This is a genomic window from Syntrophus aciditrophicus SB, assembly GCF_000013405.1.
In the GTDB taxonomy this organism is placed as follows: domain Bacteria; phylum Desulfobacterota; class Syntrophia; order Syntrophales; family Syntrophaceae; genus Syntrophus; species Syntrophus aciditrophicus.
In genome coordinates this window covers 2,211,633-2,228,798 of record NC_007759.1, presented here as the reverse complement: position 1 = coordinate 2,228,798, position 17,166 = coordinate 2,211,633, and the positions used below count along the sequence as shown (strand labels likewise).

18 protein-coding genes are annotated in these 17,166 nt (G+C 50.0%); 13 read left to right on the top strand and 5 right to left on the bottom strand.

Annotation, left to right across the window (positions count from 1 at the left end; all coding sequences use genetic code 11):
- The first annotated feature begins 399 nt into the window (after nucleotides 1-399).
- From SYN_RS16580 to SYN_RS10310, 4 genes are read left to right on the top strand one after another with little or no spacing between them, the layout of a single operon-like run.
- Nucleotides 400-900 carry an AAA family ATPase gene (locus SYN_RS16580; protein ID WP_258165180.1) on the top strand — a complete coding sequence of 167 codons (501 nt, stop codon included), beginning with the start codon at nucleotides 400-402 and terminating at the stop codon, nucleotides 898-900.
- A complete protein-coding gene (locus tag SYN_RS16570; RefSeq protein WP_237671286.1) occupies nucleotides 897-1,331 on the top strand; it encodes an AAA family ATPase in 435 nt (144 codons plus the stop codon). The genes SYN_RS16580 and SYN_RS16570 overlap by 4 nt, the downstream gene beginning before the upstream one ends.
- The gene (locus tag SYN_RS10315; RefSeq protein WP_011418062.1) at nucleotides 1,328-2,218 is read left to right on the top strand and encodes a DUF58 domain-containing protein; all 891 of its coding nucleotides are present in this window, start codon (nucleotides 1,328-1,330) and stop codon (nucleotides 2,216-2,218) included. The genes SYN_RS16570 and SYN_RS10315 overlap by 4 nt, the downstream gene beginning before the upstream one ends.
- Entirely contained in the window at nucleotides 2,193-4,148 is a 1,956-nt protein-coding gene (locus SYN_RS10310; RefSeq protein WP_011418061.1) for a transglutaminaseTgpA domain-containing protein, read from the top strand. Before SYN_RS10315 ends, SYN_RS10310 begins: the two co-directional genes overlap by 26 nt.
- 57 nt (nucleotides 4,149-4,205) lie before the next feature.
- Here the strand turns inward: SYN_RS10310 and SYN_RS10305 are convergent, their stop codons facing one another.
- Together SYN_RS10305 and SYN_RS10295 are read right to left on the bottom strand one after the other, a co-directional pair.
- Nucleotides 4,206-5,258 carry a histone deacetylase family protein gene (locus tag SYN_RS10305; RefSeq protein WP_011418060.1) on the bottom strand — a complete coding sequence of 351 codons (1,053 nt, stop codon included), beginning with the start codon at nucleotides 5,256-5,258 and terminating at the stop codon, nucleotides 4,206-4,208.
- A gap of 378 nt (nucleotides 5,259-5,636) precedes the next feature.
- Complete coding sequence (locus tag SYN_RS10295) at nucleotides 5,637-5,975, bottom strand: cell division inhibitor (RefSeq protein WP_011418058.1); 339 nt, start codon at nucleotides 5,973-5,975, stop codon at nucleotides 5,637-5,639.
- Between the two features lie 418 nt (nucleotides 5,976-6,393).
- Between SYN_RS10295 and SYN_RS10290 the strand changes: the two genes are divergently transcribed.
- The 5 genes from SYN_RS10290 (at nucleotide 6,394) to SYN_RS10270 (ending at nucleotide 10,261) form a co-directional block, all read left to right on the top strand.
- The gene (locus SYN_RS10290) at nucleotides 6,394-6,909 is read left to right on the top strand and encodes a Slp family lipoprotein (RefSeq protein ID WP_011418056.1); all 516 of its coding nucleotides are present in this window, start codon (nucleotides 6,394-6,396) and stop codon (nucleotides 6,907-6,909) included.
- Nucleotides 6,906-7,436 carry a Slp family lipoprotein gene (locus SYN_RS10285; protein WP_011418055.1) on the top strand — a complete coding sequence of 177 codons (531 nt, stop codon included), beginning with the start codon at nucleotides 6,906-6,908 and terminating at the stop codon, nucleotides 7,434-7,436. Before SYN_RS10290 ends, SYN_RS10285 begins: the two co-directional genes overlap by 4 nt.
- Before the next feature lie 85 nt (nucleotides 7,437-7,521).
- On the top strand, nucleotides 7,522-7,788 hold the full coding sequence (locus SYN_RS10280; protein ID WP_011418054.1) for a hypothetical protein: 267 nt from the start codon (nucleotides 7,522-7,524) through the stop codon (nucleotides 7,786-7,788).
- Between the two features lie 83 nt (nucleotides 7,789-7,871).
- Entirely contained in the window at nucleotides 7,872-8,702 is an 831-nt protein-coding gene (locus SYN_RS15370) for a formate dehydrogenase accessory protein FdhE (protein WP_011418053.1), read from the top strand.
- Nucleotides 8,703-8,980: 278 nt separating this feature from the next.
- Complete coding sequence (locus SYN_RS10270) at nucleotides 8,981-10,261, top strand: uracil-xanthine permease family protein (protein WP_041585636.1); 1,281 nt, start codon at nucleotides 8,981-8,983, stop codon at nucleotides 10,259-10,261.
- A gap of 470 nt (nucleotides 10,262-10,731) precedes the next feature.
- On the opposite strand, the gene SYN_RS16100 is transcribed toward SYN_RS10270, so the two are convergent.
- Complete coding sequence (locus tag SYN_RS16100) at nucleotides 10,732-11,082, bottom strand: hypothetical protein (protein WP_011418050.1); 351 nt, start codon at nucleotides 11,080-11,082, stop codon at nucleotides 10,732-10,734.
- Nucleotides 11,083-11,115: 33 nt separating this feature from the next.
- Between SYN_RS16100 and SYN_RS16095 the strand changes: the two genes are divergently transcribed.
- From SYN_RS16095 to SYN_RS10255, 3 genes are all read left to right on the top strand, one after another.
- Nucleotides 11,116-11,322, top strand: a complete 207-nt coding sequence (locus SYN_RS16095) for a hypothetical protein (RefSeq protein WP_148202554.1) — start codon at nucleotides 11,116-11,118, stop codon at nucleotides 11,320-11,322.
- 98 nt (nucleotides 11,323-11,420) lie between these two features.
- Nucleotides 11,421-12,695 (top strand): NAD(P)/FAD-dependent oxidoreductase, encoded by a 1,275-nt coding sequence (locus tag SYN_RS10260; protein ID WP_041585635.1) that lies wholly within the window; start codon nucleotides 11,421-11,423, stop codon nucleotides 12,693-12,695.
- Nucleotides 12,696-12,711: 16 nt separating this feature from the next.
- Nucleotides 12,712-13,581 carry an RluA family pseudouridine synthase gene (locus SYN_RS10255; protein ID WP_041584993.1) on the top strand — a complete coding sequence of 290 codons (870 nt, stop codon included), beginning with the start codon at nucleotides 12,712-12,714 and terminating at the stop codon, nucleotides 13,579-13,581.
- 75 nt (nucleotides 13,582-13,656) lie between these two features.
- Here the strand turns inward: SYN_RS10255 and nadB are convergent, their stop codons facing one another.
- A complete protein-coding gene (gene nadB / locus SYN_RS10250) occupies nucleotides 13,657-15,363 on the bottom strand; it encodes an L-aspartate oxidase (RefSeq protein WP_049749974.1) in 1,707 nt (568 codons plus the stop codon).
- A gap of 889 nt (nucleotides 15,364-16,252) precedes the next feature.
- On the opposite strand from nadB, the gene SYN_RS10245 reads away from it, so the two are divergent.
- Nucleotides 16,253-16,513 (top strand): hypothetical protein, encoded by a 261-nt coding sequence (locus SYN_RS10245; protein WP_148202553.1) that lies wholly within the window; start codon nucleotides 16,253-16,255, stop codon nucleotides 16,511-16,513.
- Between the two features lie 161 nt (nucleotides 16,514-16,674).
- Here SYN_RS10245 and SYN_RS10240 read toward each other — a convergent pair whose 3' ends face one another.
- Nucleotides 16,675-17,157 carry a universal stress protein gene (locus tag SYN_RS10240; protein WP_011418044.1) on the bottom strand — a complete coding sequence of 161 codons (483 nt, stop codon included), beginning with the start codon at nucleotides 17,155-17,157 and terminating at the stop codon, nucleotides 16,675-16,677.
- Nucleotides 17,158-17,166: the final 9 nt, after the last annotated feature.

The window sequence follows — 17,166 nt, the reverse complement described above, 5'->3', positions numbered from 1 at the left end:
CTCCAGTACGGGAAGCATCTTAACATGAACTTTCAGTCAGATACAGAATGCGGATCATCCGAAGGCCCGCGATGGCTGCCGCTTTCCTGCCTGATGCTGATGAGTTCCAGGGGAACACGCATTTGCATATTCTTAATCTTTTTATCCGGGAGAGGGCAAGTCAATTCCGGAAACTATGAGTGTCTCCGCGTCTTTGGCGTTTCCGGCAACCCGGCTGCGCGCAGACCGACCACGTTATCCTGAAGACGATCTGCATGACGTTTGCGGGAGGGGAGGATAACCTTCAAGAACAGTTCTTGACTTCAAACCAGTCTGTTCTATAGAGTAACGACTTCCCGATACGAGATATATTCGGGTGATTTTTTTCAATGAACAGCGAGGGGCGTTTCGTCCTTGGAAATGAAATTCCGGTACGGCAGGATCAACGAAATTCTTGACTATCTTTCCCGTTATCTGTCCGGCAAGGATACGGTCCTGAAACTTGCCCTGGTGACCTGTTTTTCCCGGGGGCATCTTCTGCTTGAAGATCTGCCGGGAACCGGAAAGACGACGCTCGCGCTGGCGCTTGCCCGGATCATGGGGTTGAGCTTCGGGCGGATTCAATGCACGAGCGACCTTCTGCCTGCCGATATTACCGGTTTGTCTGTTTACAATCAGAAAAGCGGAGAATTCGAGTTTCATCCGGGGCCGGTTTTCAATCATATCGTTCTGGTCGATGAAATCAACAGGGCCACGCCGAAAACACAAAGCGCTCTGCTGGAAGCCATGGGAGAAAAGCAGACGACCATCGAGGGCAGAACCTATCCCCTCCTCAGCCGTTTTTTGTCGTCGCGACGCAGAACCCCGTCGAACATTACGGGACCTTTCCCCTGCCGGAATCCCAGATGGACCGGTTCATGATGAAGATCAGCATCGGTTATCCCTCCAGCCGGGAAGAAAAAGAAATCCTGAAGCTCGGGAGCGCCCGGCGCAGTTTTGCCGATATAACGGCTCTTCTCTCCCGGGATGAGGTTTTGGATACTCAGGAGCAAATTCCCCGGAAGGTTTACGTCTCCGACCGGATTCTGGAATACATCCTGGACCTGGTCAGGGCAACGCGGGAGGATCCTCGTATCCGGGTGGGGATTTCTACGCGCGGGGGACTGGCTTTGACCTCGGCGGCCAGGACCCTGGCATTTTTTTATGGGCGGGATTTTGTGCTTCCGGAAGACGTCCGGGAATTGGCCCCCCATGTACTGTCCCACCGAATCCTGCTCATGGAAGATGAGGAGTCGCTGGACAGACGAGCTTTGATTCAGTCGCTGATTGACAGAGTGAGGCTCCCGGCATGATCCGGATAAAGCGGGCGGGATGGGCTTACATTACGTTGACGCTCCTGATCGGAATCGCGGCGATCAACACCGGCAATAATCTGATTTATCTGATCGAAGCCGCTTTGCTCAGTTTCCTGGCCGTTTCGGGTTTTCTGGGCCGGATCAACCTGTCGGGACTCAAACTGGAAATCGTCTTTCCCGATGAAATCTATGCCCGTAAAGCCATTCCGGTTCAGGTGATCCTGTTCAATCCGAGACGGCGAATTCCCGCCTTTCTGCTGCGGGTGACGATCGAGGAGCAAGTTCTGCTTTATCCCTTTGTTGCCTGCCGGGAAAAGGCTGTCCAATCCATGGATCTGTCCTTTGACCGCCGGGGGATGCATATTTTACGCAACCTCAAGATCAGTTCCATATTTCCCCTGAATCTGATTGTCCGCCAGCGAACGCCGAGCGATAACTTTTCCTGCATCGTCTTTCCCCAACCTGTGAAAGCTTCCCCCGGCAGCTGGCCGGCGGATTTCCGGTTGGAGGGGGACAGCTGGAATCAGGATCAGAAAGGGGATGATCCGGAGGTCCTGTCCATCCGGAATTATCAGCGGGGGGACGCCCTGCGGACAATTTCCTGGAAGGCCACCGCCCGCACCGGGACGCTGAAAACCCGAGAGAGGAAAGCGCCGTCCCGCCCGCCGCTGATTCTTGATGTCCATCGTTTGGACCTCCCCGGCCTGGAGCTGAAACTGTCCTGCGCGACGTTTCTGCTGATTGCCGCACTGAGAAGGAATGTCCCTGTGGGACTGCGCTTGGGAAACCTGATCCGAAAGCCGGGCACCGGCCGTCATCACAAGCTGAGATTGCTCCGGGATCTGGCGGAAGTGAGCTATGAAGAACCGATTTCTCAGAGTTGAATCGATTCTCAAGGGGCTTTCTTATGGAATTGTGGCCACAGGAATTCTTTCCGTTGGCGGTTATACCGGGATTCCGTACACAGGAGGCTGTGTCCTGCTCTTCCTGGCCGGCCTTTACGGGGATTTTCGGACGGCTCGCTTTCCGCCGCGGATCTTTCTGAATATTCTTGCCCTGGCGGCGATGATTTTTGCCATAGTCCGGGTTCGCACCGACGATGTCGTCATCCCCGTCATCGAACTGCTGATGCTCCTGACCGTCGTCAAACTCCTGGAGGAGAAGAAGGTCCGGGATTACCTGCAAATTTTCGGACTGTCGGTTTTTCTGCTGGCTGGATCGGCACTTCTCAGCCTGGACATGATCTTCCTGCTGTACTTAGTCGTTTATATCTTTCTCATGGGCGCCGGCGCAATCCTCCTTTCTTATTACGCGGAATCGCCGGATCTTGTCCTGGAAGGACGGGTGATTATGAAACTGGTTTCCCATGGGTTGATTCTTCCTCTCGTCGTCCTTCCCCTCACCACGGTTCTTTTTTTCCTCCTGCCCCGCACTGGTCACCCGCTTTTTGAAACCTTTCAGCGCAAGGGGATCGGAACCTCCGGATTTTCCGATCATGTGGGCCTTGGCCAAGTGTCAGCCATCCAGGAGGATAATACGGTCGTCTTCCGAGTCCGTACGAAACCGCTGACTGAGGAAAAACTGTACTGGAGAGGAATTGTTCTGGATCATTTTGATGGGAAATCATGGCACAGCTTCCAAAAAGCGCAGAAATCCCCCTCTTTTCCACCTGCCCTTCAGGGTCAGAGGATATCCTATACCCTTTATCTGGAACCCCACGGGATGGATTCCCTTTTTACAGCGGATAAGCCGGTGAACCTGATCCTGCGTGGAGCCGTCAGGGGACCCGGCTTGACCTATAAGACAAGCAGGCCTCTGAACCGCCGTCTCAGATACGAAGGCGTATCGGTCCTTTCGGAATTTCTGCCGGAGGAAGAGATCGACCGGGCAGTCTGGCTGCAGCTTCCAGGCGACCTTCCCCAGATCCGAACTCTGGTGACGGAGCTGATCCGAGGGGCGGATCAACAGGAGGCGGTGCAGAGGATCTACCGGTTCCTTAAGGTGGGCTCCTATCGTTATTCCCTCCGAGACCTTCCTGTATCACCCCATCCCCTCGAGGATTTTTTACTGAAGCGTCGGTATGGGAACTGTGAATATTTCGCCTCGGCCATGGCGGTCATGCTGAGAACCGCCGGCATTCCGGCAAGGCTGATCGGGGGATATCGAAGCGGTTATTATTCGCAAACGGGCGGCTACTACATCGTACTTCAGAAAAATGCCCATGTCTGGGTGGAGGCCTATCTGAATGAGAAGGAGTGGGTGCGTTTCGATCCTACCCCGCCTTATCAGGAATCAGGGAGTGTGAACGAGGCAGGCTTCTTTTTCCGGATGGGGATGACTCTGGATTTCCTTCGTTATTACTGGAATATGGCGGTTATCGGCTATGACATGCAGAGGCAGTTTCATCTTTTTGAAACGTTGCAGACCGGGTTAAAAAATCTGGATTTATTTAAATGGCCGGCGATAAGAGACCCGGTAAAGACAGGCTGGTCGAACCGATTGACGTTTCTGACGCTTGCGGGACTGATTCTTGTTATCATGGGGTATGCGCTCCTGCGGAGGAACAGGCCGCGAGAAGATGTTCTGATCAGTCAGTTTCTCGCAAGGATGAAAAAACTCGGTTATCTCAGGGGACCGTCGCAGGGGCTTCTTGAGTTTGTTCGAGAGGTATCGGATGAGGAGCTGCGGAAGAAGGCCGGCTGTTTTGTGAACGCTTTTCACCGCCGTTATTACCGGGACAGACGTTTTTCCCGGCGGGATGCCGTTCTCCTGCGCCGCCTGATCCGGGAAATCAGAAAATCCCCAGGGAATTAACCGGCCTTCCCCGGTTCAGAAAAACGCCGGGGTGCCAGGAAAGGGGAATTGCGGCTGTCAAGGTGTCAGGCCCTTCCAGTAATTTCTGTTCACCTGAAGAACAGGTTTCAATGCCCTGTCGACGGCCGCCTGGTTGGCCTGCAACGCCATATCGGCATAATCTGTGTGTGACAGTCCGGCCAGTTCCTTCAGAACAGCCTTTACACTGTCTCTCAGACCGGTCAGATCATAACCTCCTTCAAGGGTCAGGACGACCTTGCCGCTGCAGCAGGATACGGCGATATCCACGATTAAACGGGTCAGCCCGGCAAATCCCTTCGGGGAAACCCTCATTCCGCCCAGCGGATCTCCTCCGTAGATATCAAAGCCGGCGGATACCAGGATCAGATCGGGGCTGAATTCCGGTGCGATGGATTTAAGAATCTTCTCGAAAATGGCCGCATATTCTCCGTCACCGTATCCTCTGCTCAGTGGTACATTTACCGTAAATCCGAGGCCCGTCCGCCTTCCCACTTCATCACAGGCCCCGGTTCCCGGAAAATAAGGGTATTGGTGGGTTGAAAAATAGAGGATGGATGGATCCGTTTCAAAAGAATGCTGGGTGCCGTTTCCGTGATGAAGATCCCAGTCAATGATCAGTATCCGCTGGAGATGAAGTGCTGTCTGGGCATATCGGGCGCCAATGGCCACATTGTTGAACAGGCAGAACCCTTTGCTCCTGTCGGCCTCGGCATGATGACCCGGTGGTCGCACCAGTGCAAAAGCATTGTCCAGTTTTCCGGACGCCACCATGGAGATGGCCTCGCATAGCCCTCCGGCGGCCAGCAGAGCCGCTTTATAGGATCCGGGAGAAGTGTCCGTGTCCGGATCCAGACAGCTGTATTCCATCCTTGCGGTTGATGCGACTCTGTTCACATAATCCGGCAAATGGATGAGATGAAGCTCATCCATCCTGGCCTCCCTGGCCGGTACGTCCTGAAAGCGTCCCTGCATATCACGGTCTTCGAGCATGTCATAGATGACTTCAAGCCGCCGCGGACTTTCCGGGTGTCCCGGTCCGGTAAGATGATTCATATACCTTTCGTCTTTAACAACGCCCGTCTTCTTCATGTTCCTCTCCCATCTGCAGGTCTATGGATTGCAAATGTTGAAATTGATCGGCCGCGTACAATTTTTTCGGTTTTCCGGTGAATGGGGCTTCCCCTTTTTCTCCGTCAGGATCCTTCGCTTCGCCTCCTTTATCCTCATCTTAAAGGGTGGGCTTTTGCGGGAGCCAGCTCCGTATTTACCCTGGAGACGAAAAAATCCACCTCCAGATCCCTGATCATGCCAAAGATGGATCAGGCAAAGAGTTTTGTTCACAAGGGGGTAATGACAGTTATCATAACTGGCCGGTTTTTTATTGCTCAGTTCGGTTTCGTAGAGACGGAAAGAGGGGGGGCAGGGAAACCGTGAGAAGCGTCAGATAGATAAGATTTTTTCATGCAGTTAGTATATGAAAGGACGATGTTGTGAGTCAAGGGGGATTCCGGAAGATGAAAGGAAGGCCTTTGGACGAGGGTTTAGTTCGGCAACCGTCCGGGCTGAAAGCAGGGTTCCTTCAATACGGCTGGGCCGTATCCTTTCCTTCTTATCCGCTGGCCATCGCCCGTCGGCGAAGTTTTCACCGGACAGATTGATCACGGCGCCGATGTCTGCGTCGGGAGGCAGTTCAATGACGCCGTGCCGCGGATCCCAGAAAGCCCCGGACTTCGACTTATCCCGGACCAGTCTGATGACCGTATGCCCTTGAGCTTCGAGATACGGCGCCATCGTGCACCTGATCACCAGTAACGTCTTCGGAGTGTTGTATTACGTCACTACAGTGTTTTTTGGCTTTGACCCATCCAGCGTCATCGTGATGGCGACATACGTCTTTCTGCTGTGGCTTTCCATGCTTTTTTTGCATTGACGGTGGCGGGCCAGGGGCTGCCGGGCAGAAGTGCGGCGCCCTCCATGTGGTACGAGCAGCTTGTTCTGCATATCGTGTTCGGGGTGGTATTCCGGGTTGGGTTGTGTTTATAAGAAAGAATGCCGCTTGGGGCTTTCATCCCGCCATGAAATGGCGGCTTCATCGAGATTTTGATTTCAGGATAGCATTCGGATGGAGATTGATCTTTACTGATACATGATTTATAAATTAAAAAGGATTTGGATGAAATAGACGGTTCAGGCGTAATTTCCCCTTTTCGGAATCGAGGTTGATATGATTCGCGTTATATCCATCGTGAGCAGGTTTTTTTTCTGTCTGTTCTGTTTTCTTCTCATAGAGGGGTGTGCCTCCGTGATTTCCCCGGCAATCATGGACAGAGTGGACCGGAATATTACCTTCCGGGAGCTTCAGGGGCATCCGGAACGCTTTGCGGGAAAGGTGGTTTTGCTTGGAGGGGAGATTGTGACGACGACCGTGAAGAAAGAGGAAAGCTGGGTTGAGGTCGTCCAGAAGCCTCTCGACTGGAATAAAAGGCCCGAGGATACGGATCTCAGCCATGGACGCTTTCTGATCCGGTTCCAGGGTTTCCTGGACCCGGCGATCTATGCCAGGGGAAGAAAGATTACCGTTGCCGGTGAGGTCCAGGGGGGAAAGGTTCTTCCCCTCGGGGAGATTGGGTACGGCTATCCCGTTATCCTTCCGCAAGAGCACCACATCTGGGCCCCGGATGACATCTACACCGGACCCCGGTTCGGTATCGGTATTGGCGTGGGGGGAGTGATCCGATGAAATATTCATTTATTCCTGCCCTTCTGTTTCTTGTTTTGCTTGCGGCTTGCGCACCCTTTCCGCAGAAGCTTCTCAGGGAGGCGGAGCCTGCCGTTTCACTGTCCGATGTTCAGAAGGCCCCCGATCGTTATAATGGGAAAGTGGTCATCTGGGGCGGCGTCATTCTCGAGACCATAAACCGAAAAAGCGAGACAGTACTCAAGGTCATGCAGACGGAGCTCGATTTTCAGAAGCGGCCCAGGAACGTGGACAAGTCTTCAGGCCGTTTCATGGTGCGCTATGAGGGGTTTCTTGATCCGTACATTTACAGCAAAGGGCGTGAAATAACACTTGTAGGCGTAATTATCGGAAAGGAGGAGCAGGAGATCGGGGAAATCCGCTATGTCTATCCGGTTGTCGATTCCCGGGATGTCCGCCTGTGGGAGAAGAGTCAGGAGATTCGCTACCGCGACCCCTGGTTCTGGGGCTCACCATACGGATGGGGATATCCCTACCCATGGTGGCCTGGACCCCCGTACTGGTGGTGATCAAAAAAAGCGCACCTCTGACTGATCAGACTCTCTGCAGAAAACAGTTCTCTCGCTCGGTCTGGAAACCCCCGATATATCGTTTATGGAACGGATTCTGTCCGGTGTTTTCATCTTTGGAACCATAGGACTATTCACGGTCATAGGGGTTCTGGCACTCGGTGTCGGCTGGTTTCTTTACTTTTTTCTCATCCTCTTCCGGGCGACTTCTTCAATCATCGTTTTGGGTAAGGCCGGAACGTTGCATCTGCTGATCACTTTCCCCGTCGGTTTTCCCACTGCCAAACTGATGATCAAAAACAGCGCCTGGTATGAAAACGCGGTCAGAGAGCTGGCAGGCGGCGCCCGATGACGGTTATGTGAAGAACATTTAAATTCAACAGGAGTGTAAGACGGCATATATACGCAAGTTCACCGATAGGAGGCATTAATTGCATGGCAAGCATGACAGAGGCGTTGAAAACAATTGAACAGTACAAGTCCGACAACCCGCATTACAGTGAAATGCTGGATATACTGACGGAGATGCTCAACCTGCGGGAGCAGTACAGTGCGCCAGCGGGCAGCTCAATCTTTCAGGTGGATGAAAACCTGATTCCCCGAAAAGTGGCCAAGGGAGAGCCCCTCATCGATTTCAGTTCAGATCAATTCGACGCGGCCCTGCCGAAGAGCTACTTTTTGCGGCTGCTGGATATCGCGGCGGAGCAGTCGCCTGACAAAGTGCAGGAAATGACGGATCGGCTCTACGACGGAGAGTTGGATTTTGAAAAGATGATTCGCCAAATTTTCGTTCCCATCTCTGAAGAAGAGTTCCCCGAAGAAGATGATGACAACTTTTTTGATCTCGTGAAATTTTTCCTGAGGGAAAGCCTGAGGCCGGAACTGGAGAAAATCGCCCATAAATATGGCGATAAAATATCCGAATTGGGCTGGTCTGAAGGTTACTGCCCCATCTGCGGAAAAGAGCCGAAAATCGGAAAGATCAAGGCCGGTGACGCGCGTCGTTATCTTTTTTGCAGCCACTGCGGTTTCGAGTGGAACTATCGCAGGGTGAAATGCCCATTCTGCGGCAATGAAGAACAGCAGACCCTTGCCTACTTCACGATTGAAGGGGACGAACGATGCCGTGTGGACGTATGCAACGTCTGCAAGCGCTACATCAAGATCATCGACTTGAGGGGTTCGGAACAGGAAGCCAATCTCGATGTAGAAGACATGGTCACACTTCATCTGGACATCCTGGCCCACGAGGAAGGATACCGGTAGTTCGAGGATTTTCGAGCCCGGTTCATATGAAACCTGCTGCGATTCCGACCTGAAAATTTTTGCGCGCCAGCGTACATTTGTAAGGATTTCTTTTGCGTCTGAAAAGGAAACCCATTCCAGAATCGGAAAGAAAGTGACACATGAAACAACACCGTGATCTCCCCTGTAGGAGAATCCATTTATAAACAGACAATTTTGAAAATCGTATTCATGAGGATTGGGATTGTTTATCCGCGACGAATTTTTTATTGCTGAATTTCATAAAAAGGTTTTCCTGTATGAAATTTAAGTATGGTCTTGATGAACGGCCTCCATTTTTGAAAACTGTTCTCTATGGAATTCAGTGGTTTGCCGTAACCATCCCCATAATTATCGTCATCGGTAAGATCACGGGAGCGTTACATTTCATCTCCATCGGCGACCAGATGGCCTATCTGCAAAGGCTGGTGTTCGTCATGGCGGCTGCTTTACTGGCGCAGCTTATGTTGGGACACCGGATGCCACTGATTGTAGGACCCTCGTCAATACTTCTTATCGGAATCATCGCTGCTGCGGGACATCATCCTGACACGATTTATACATCGATTCTCCTTGGAGGGCTCATTCTTGCAATTGTGAGTGTGACCGGCCTTTTCGGTCGCCTCAAAACACTTTTCAGCCCCCGAGTGGTCGCCGCTGTCCTTATCCTGATCGCCTTCACGCTGGCGCCGACCATTGTGAACCTGATTACATCCAGCACAGCCAGAACGGGGCCCCTTTCTCATATCGTTTTTTCTCTGCTCATGGTATTGGTCCTGTTTGCCGCCCATCGATTTCTTTCCGGCATCTGGAAATCCACCCTGATCATCTGGGCCATGATTGCGGGAAGTCTCATCTGGTTCATGATATTTCCGGAAACCTTCAGGATGGACCATATCGCGCATGCCGAGCCGGTATCCTGTTTCTTCAGGAACATGGCTTTCCGGCTGTCTTTTGAAAGCGGAGTAATGATCTCATTTCTGTTCTGCTTTCTGGCTTTATTCGTAAATGACCTGGGCTCCATCCAGTCCATGAATGAACTGTTGAAACCCGCGGATGGGAGCGGGCGGATCAACCGCGGTATTCTCATCACCGGACTGTCTAATATCTTGTCTGGATTTTTTGGGGTGATCGGACCGGTGAATTTTTCTCTCAGTCCGGGCATTATCATCGCCACCGGCTGTGCATCCCGGGTTGCGATGTTGCCATCCGCTGCTCTGCTTTTTTTGATGTCATTTTCTCCAGCCGTAATTGGCTTTATTGTCAGTGTCCCTTCCATTGTCATCGGAACGGTTCTGATCTATATCCTTTCATCACAGATAGCCGCGGGATTGATGGTGGTATTTGATTCGATCAGGGAATTTCAGATCACGGACGGGTTGGTCATTGGATTGCCGTTAATGCTGGCGACAGTTATCACCTTTCTTCCGGTGGATTTTCTTTATGGTCTTCCGCCGGCCTTACAGCCTGTCCTTGGGAATGGTTTCGTGGTCGGGATTACAGCTGCGCTTGTGATGGATCATTGGATATTCAGGAATTAGCAGAGTATTTTCAAATATTCCGAGTTCATGTGCCTGTTTGGAACCATATTTGCCGGCCGGTTTGAAGACAAAAACCGAAAACCAGTTAACCGGGATCAGAATCTCTTCCAGAAATTTTCAATCCCAGACACCCCCATCCGGGAAGAAATGTGAGCTGCCGGTGCTCGAGTAACGATCCGCAACGGCCTGAGACTCCGACACAAAACCGTCCCCATGAGGGCCCGCAATCCTCTCTGTAAACCCGGTGTTTTGAAAGCCGGCGTCATTGAATCCCTAAGATATTTCCCCGGCTGAAATCGATCTTGAGTTCGTAAACTCCCGACTCGAGATGAGTCGTCATGGGATAGCCGATACGGAAAAACGCGCATCATCTTTTTGTTGCGTGAAGGCACATCCACTGTGAACCCGACCATGTTTTTCTCTTTCGCGATGCGAATGAGATATTGAAGCAGGAAGGAGCCGATGCCCCGCTACAGGCGGTCATGATGTGTGGTGAAGGCCGCCTCGGCAAATCCTGTGTCCGGGTTGTTGATGTAAGGGCCGATAGCCACAATCCTTTCCCGGCCTTCCGGTTCCTCTTTTCCGATTACCGCGGCAACTGCTATCTTGTCTTTATAATCGATCGCGGCAAAGGGCATCGCCACCTTGTGAGGAAAAGTTTTGAGGCTGTGGAAGAAGCGGATAAAAATATCCTGCTCCGGCAAATCATAAACAAGTTCTTGAATAGACCGTTCGTCTGCAGCTTTCACCGGACGGAAAAAGATCTCCGTGCCGAGCCTGTCGGTCCAGAGGATCTCGTACTCCTTCGGATACAAAACCACCGGCAGCGCCTGATCCTGAGAGATATACCGCTGTTGTTTGGCCGCGCCCGGCAGCTCCGAACTAAAATCATTGTGCCGGAAGGCCTCATTATACTTTTTTTCGTCGTAAGCGGTTATGCCGATGTCCAGGAAGTGGATAATTTCGATGTCGGCAAGGCGAGGGGCCTGCCGGGAAGTGCCGCCGGAAATCAGATCGTGTCAAGCGGATCGGGCTGGTGCGATAAGATAATCAACGAATAACCTGATGCTGTTTTGATGAGTTGATTTGTGATAAGTCATGACCGAACGTCTTTCATGAGTCGATAAAACCGTTGAATATGAAAATTGAATCATGCCTTATGAAGAAATATGATGTTATCGTTGTTGGAGCCGGAGCGGCTGGTTTAATTGCTGCCGCCAGAGCTGCGGAGCTTGGAGCCCGTGTTTTTTTACTTGAAAAGATGGAGAGAGCCGGGCGTAAGTTGTCGATCACCGGTAAAGGTCGCTGCAACATCACAAACGATGCCCCTGTTTCCGCATTTATCGATCATATTTACCCCAACGGGCGCTTCCTTAGGCATGCATTTTCTGAATTCTTTGTACAGGATATTATCAATTTACTTGCCAGGTATGGCGTAGAAACCGTTGTCGAACGTGGTGGAAGAATTTTCCCTGCCAGCAACAGGGCCGCTGATGTTGTGAATGCCCTGCTGCAATGGGTGATCAGCTCAAAAGTTGAAATACGATACCAGTGTAAAATTGAAAAACTTCTTGTTTCCGATCAGACCATTACGGGAGTCGAAGCGGTCTGCAGCGGAAGAAAGATGATCTTTAATGCCGATGCGGTCATTCTGTGCACCGGCGGGTGTTCCTACCCAGCTACGGGATCAAACGGTGAAGGGTACAAGCTTGTCGGGCCGCTGGGACATATCATCGAACCTGTAATGCCGGCGCTGGTGCCCATTGAAACAGAAGGCAGTCTGGCCGGGCGTATGCAGGGATTGAGTCTGAAAAATGTTAAAGCCCTGGTTTGGGTGAACGGCAAAAAGTTAAAAGAAGAATTCGGAGAAATGCTCTTTACCCATTTTGGTTTGTCCGGCCCGATTATCCTTACCCTCAGCCGGTTTATAGTAGATGAATTGAGAAAAGGAAAAAAGGTGGAATTGACAGTGGATCTGAAGCCCGCATTGGATGAGCAGAAGCTTGATGCCCGGCTGCAGCGTGATTTGAATGAGAATGGGAAGAAGCACCTTGATAATATGTTTAAAGACTGGCTGCCGGCGAAAATGATCCCGGTGTTCATTGATCTTCTGCAATTAAACCCGGATAAAGAATGCCACCAGGTGACATCGAAGGAACGGCGAAAGATTCTCCTGCTGATGAAAGATATGCGCTTTAGAGTTACCGGTCATCGTTCATTTAAGGAAGCCATCATTACCGCCGGTGGGATAAGAACAAGAGAAATAAATCCCAAAACCATGGAATCGAAAATCATCAAGAACCTTTATTTTGCCGGTGAACTGATAGACCTGGACGCGGATACCGGTGGATATAACCTTCAAATTGCATGGTCTACCGCCTGGCTGGCGGCTTCATCATGTTTATCAGAAAAAGTTTTGGAAAGGCATATCTGAACAGTCAACAGTGAACATGAAGATAACTGTAAATAAACCCACGACACTTATTGAATTTCTTGCGGAGCAATACCCCGATTCATCTCGCACCAGGATCAAAAAGCTTTTACGCCACGGCAATATCAGGTGCAACAATAAGCCCGTTACATTGCATTCACATAAGCTTTCGGCCGGAGATGTGGTTGAAATCAACACATACGGCGGGATAGCCGCAAAAGCAGGGCTTCCTTTTCCTGTATTGTTTGAAGATCAGCATGTTATCGCCGTTGAAAAACCTGTCGGGATTGCTACATTCAGTGCAGATGGCAGTGCCAGCGTGCAATGGATTGTTGCCCAGGCCTTAAAAGAGCACAGCAGGGGGAAGATCCATGCGTTTGCTGTACACCGCCTGGATAAGGAAGTATCGGGCGTGCTGCTATTCGCCAAATCGAAGATGGCAATGGATCACATTAAAGAAAAATGGAAAGAGGCCGAAAAACGTTACTATGCGTTAGTTGAGGGGAAGCCTGAAAGCCCCGATGGTACCATTGAGAGCTGGCTTGTCGAGGATCATGCGCAGAAAGTTCATTCAACCCGGGAATCATCCAAAGCGAAATTTTCAGTTACTCATTATCGGATCATCAAGCAGGTAAACCAATACACCTTGCTTGATGTAAAGCTCCAAACGGGAAGAAAAAATCAAATCAGGGTGCACTTATCCGATATCGGCTGTCCTATCGCAGGTGACAGAAAATACGGCGCGGCTGCTGATTTTGTAAGGCGCATCAGGTTGCATGCCTATTATTTATCTTTTCCGCATCCGGTTACCGGAGAGCGAATTTCTATTGAATCACCCATGCCGGAAGGGTTTCTTTCAATAAAGAACAGGGATGAAAAGTATAAATAAACATTGCGGGAAGAATCGGGCTACTGTCAACTCAAGTCTTGTTCAGGACCGTTCAGGACATTAAAATTTGATTGATTATTCTACGGGCACTAGTTTCATCTCTGTTCCGTTCTGTATTAATGTCATGGATTCGTATTCAGGTTTTTTCTGTGGATAATCTGACCTGTAATGCCCTCCACGACTTTCCTTTCTGAATAATGCCGCTTTGGCGATTAATTTTGCTGCCTGCACCAGGTTTCTGGTTTCAAATATTTGATCGTTGGGATAATACCCCCAGTATATTTTGTTTATTGTGTCATATAAACTATCCAATATGCCGACGGCTGCTCTTAATCTCTCTTCAGTTCTGTCGATTCCGCATAAACTCATCATCGTCGTTCTGGCCACATCCCATATCTGGTTTACTGTCGCGACGTCTGCATGGCTGATGATTCCGGTGGTATACCAGGCAGGCACATCCTCTGTATTTTTGTTTTCAGAAAATTTTATCGCTTCATCTGCTGCAACTTTTCCAAATAATGCCGCTTCAGCCAACGAATTAGACGCCAGACGATTCGCTCCCATCAGCCCGGTACATGATACTTCGCCTATTGCAAACAATCCGGGAATGCTTGTTCTCCCGCGGATATCAACCAGTACTCCTCCACAAGTATAATGTGCAGCCGGAACGACAGGGATTGGCTGCACGGTTATATCTATGCCTTTGTTGAGGCAGTGAGCGTATATCTGGGGAAAATGTTCCTTGATATATTCGGGAGTTTTTCCTGAAATTCTCGTGGTGACATTCAAATAAACATGTTTTAACCCTGATCTTTTCATTTCAGCATCGACAGCCTGCGATACTTTATCACGAGTCGCGTGCGATCCGTCAGGATGATACGCTAATACAAAATCTTCCGTAGAATCCGGGCTGGTGGTCAGTATTCCGCCCACGCTGACTCCACGTAATGCTTCGGTCAGCAGAAATCTCCGTTCATTAGGCTGCATTCCAAAGGGTTCGTATAATACCGTCGGATGAAACTGAAAGAATTCCATATTAGCGATTTTTGCCCCAACGTAATATGCCATTGCAATCCCGTCGCCGGTAGCATTGTCCGGGTTGCTTGTGTACTGAAATACTCTTCCAGCTCCACCCGTTGCCAGTATTACGGCGTTTGCCTTGAATGCTGCCACTGTTTCATTCAGGCGGTCTATCGCGTAAACACCAAGACACCTGTCGTCAAGGTTTGGATTTTTCCTGAGTTTACGCCTGGTTATTAATGTGAAGGTAAGAAAATGTTCATATACTTTTATGTTTTTGTCCTGCAGCACCTTGCCTGCCAGTGTTTCTTCAATCGCTTTGCCCGTATAATCCGCGACACAGTATATTCTTTCATGCTCATGGCCGCCTTCCTGGTGCAGTATCCAGCCGTCAGCATCCTTTGAAAAAGGAACATTCTGCTGAATCAAAAACTTTATTGGTTCGTAAGAATGATGTGCAAAAAAATCCACAACTTGCTTGTTGCACAGGCCATCACCTGCTGCCAGTGTATTCTGTATGAGCGATTCATAACTGTCTTTCCCTCTGGCTACACGTTCAGGGTCTAAACCTGTGATTCCGCCTTGGGCGTAATAGGTATTCGAATCGGTGATTCTGCTTTTAGTCAGTATAATTACTTTTTTCCCGCATTTACTTGCTTCGAGAGCCGCTCTGAGTCCCGCGATGCCACTCCCAATGATCAGGATATCTGTAACAACGATCTCTGTATGCTGTGTATCCATGTTGATCAATTGCGGCAGCATCGACACGCATGTGCCAGCATCCTGTGTCGATGCGACCGTTTTCCTCCGATATTGTAGATAAATTGATGTTTATTTTCCGGGTCGCTTATTCTAACGGCACTGTCATGGTTACTTAAACATTACCCTTGTACTCTCGCATGGTTCTCGAAATCGGTCAATTGTTGAGTTTGATCTGTCATCCCGATTCAGTGATGAACGCCGGAAACAGTCGCCGCGGTGCGTAATGTTGACGAAATAGCACTTGTCACGGTTGCCATTTAATTATAGAGAAGGGCTGGTTGCGGGTTGCGGGTTGCCTGTTGCCGGAATTGCATGCTGTCCTGGTTACCATCTGCCGCCTGTGTTTTTTGAGTTATGAAAAGAATCAGCCGGAAAATAACGACTGCGACGAATGCAAGCGATCTGGAATACAGAGAAATAGATTTTAATGATTTTCATGAAACGAAAGGACGTTGTATCCGGTTAAGGTTTTCCTCGGCCGGGAAAGGTCGTTCCCGAAGGATATAACCTCGATGCGATACAGAGTTGAACTTCTTGACTTGTCGGAGACTGGAGAAAAAGGGAATTATTCCATCTGGTCGTCTATGCGCAGAACAACAGTGAAGCCATAGCAAAGGCGCAAAAGGAATATGCGGTCAGGCATCCTGATTATCCTTTGCCCCCGAAAAATTCTTCCTGGATTGCATACGGTACACGCGAGGAAGATTGCTGGGGATGAGTGATCCGAAGAAAACAGACTTTCAGCCGGCACGGCATGTCGGCAGTCTGTTGCATAGACCTTGGCGGTAATGATTCTGTTATGGTGCTTATGCATCGTGTTTCAGTATCCGGGAACAGCAGTTCAATCAGACGGGCTGATCTTTATAATTCTCAGGGGAGGGAACAGGAATTGACTGACGAAGAAATAAAGGAATCAATAAAAAGAGCGACGGAAACGTGCATAGAATCCTCTTCCGCCATGGCGATGCTTCTCCGTGATGCTTTTTGCGTTCTGGCCGAGCAGCCGGGTGTTGACCGCCAGGCGGTGCTTGACGGACTTCGGTCTTTAACGCCAGTCGATGACGAAAGCGTTTTGTTTCAGGCAACTTATAAGTTTCATAAGGCCAGGCTTCTTGAGAAAATAGAGGTGCTGTATAAGGAGAAATCCTGATGCCTGCAAGTAACCGTCTGCAACACGCAAAAAAATCACGCAAGCTGGTGTCAAATGGTTAAAAGCAGTCATTATCCGGATGAACCGAGGAAGAGTTACCAACCGCCGATTACCTTTCGGTTGAAGATGAATATGGCTGCCCTCCCTTCTATGTAATATTATTATTTGACTATGCAAACAGCCAGCGCTGAATCCTGGCTGAGGACCGCATTAGAAACACTTCCCATGGTAAGCTTCCTGGTGCTCGAGTATCCGTGTCTACCCATCACAAGCATCTGATAGCCGCCTGTTCTGGCTTCTTCCAGAATGCGGTCAGCAACAACGTCAAGGGTTGCAACGACTGATTTGGTTGTGATCTGATTCTTGTTCAACCCTGCGTTCTCCAGCCTCTCGGTTACTTTCTTAAATACTGATTCAAGCTTAAGCTGCTGGTTGTTCTGCCATTTTTCGATAACTTCCCGTCTCGCCGACTTTTCCGCTGCATTAAGAAAATGGCCATCATCCCAGAAAGAAGGCGGAAATTCCGGAAGGACGTGAAAAAGAGTAATCTGCACACCCTCACTTCCTGAAAAAAAGCGGCTGATAAAATCTACGGATTTAAAAGCATTCTTCGATTCATCGATTGCCACAAGTATCTTTTTCATTTCGCCCTC